1 protein-coding gene is annotated in these 427 nt (G+C 56.0%); it reads right to left on the bottom strand.

All coding sequences use genetic code 11. The features are described 5' to 3' along the window. Window positions 1-161: 161 nt before the first annotated feature. Window positions 162-371 carry a ribbon-helix-helix protein, CopG family gene (locus AUL33_RS21375; RefSeq protein ID WP_062213363.1) on the bottom strand — a complete coding sequence of 70 codons (210 nt, stop codon included), beginning with the start codon at window positions 369-371 and terminating at the stop codon, window positions 162-164. Window positions 372-427 lie beyond the last annotated feature (56 nt).

Below are 427 nucleotides of genomic sequence, written 5' to 3' on the forward strand. Positions count from 1 at the left end.
AGAGCATGGACAGCGGACAAAGTTTCACCGATCCCGCAAGACGCGTGTCTTGCAGGCTGGCGGTCACTCGACTATGTTGGGGCCACGTTCAAGCGGTTCCCAACACAGCCGTTCCGAAATCCAAAAACCCCTACCGTTGGCGCGGCTAGGGGTTTTTCGTTTTATGCCCTCTGTGCGTTCTCGATGTAGAACCTCAAAGCTTCTTCGATGATCGGCGCGCGTCCCGGCGCGCCTTTCTGCTCCTTGATCCGATCGATGGCTTCGATCAGTTCACCTGGAACGTAGGTATTTAGCGCCACGCGACCGGCAGCCGCTTGCCGCGCCCGATGGGCGGCAACGTCTTTCCGAATCTTTTCCGCGCTTTGCTTCATACTTACGAGTAAGCGGTGTTTTCAACGATTCTGCAACCTCTCATGATTGCCTCATG

This window comes from Aureimonas sp. AU12 (genome assembly GCF_001463705.1).
Taxonomy (GTDB): Bacteria; Pseudomonadota; Alphaproteobacteria; order Rhizobiales; family Rhizobiaceae; genus Aureimonas.

What these genes read in the sequence shown, in the direction of transcription:
- AUL33_RS21375 (WP_062213363.1), bottom strand. Translation starts at nt 371, where the DNA reads ATGAAGCAAAGCGCGGAAAAGATTCGGAAAGACGTTGCCGCCCATCGG.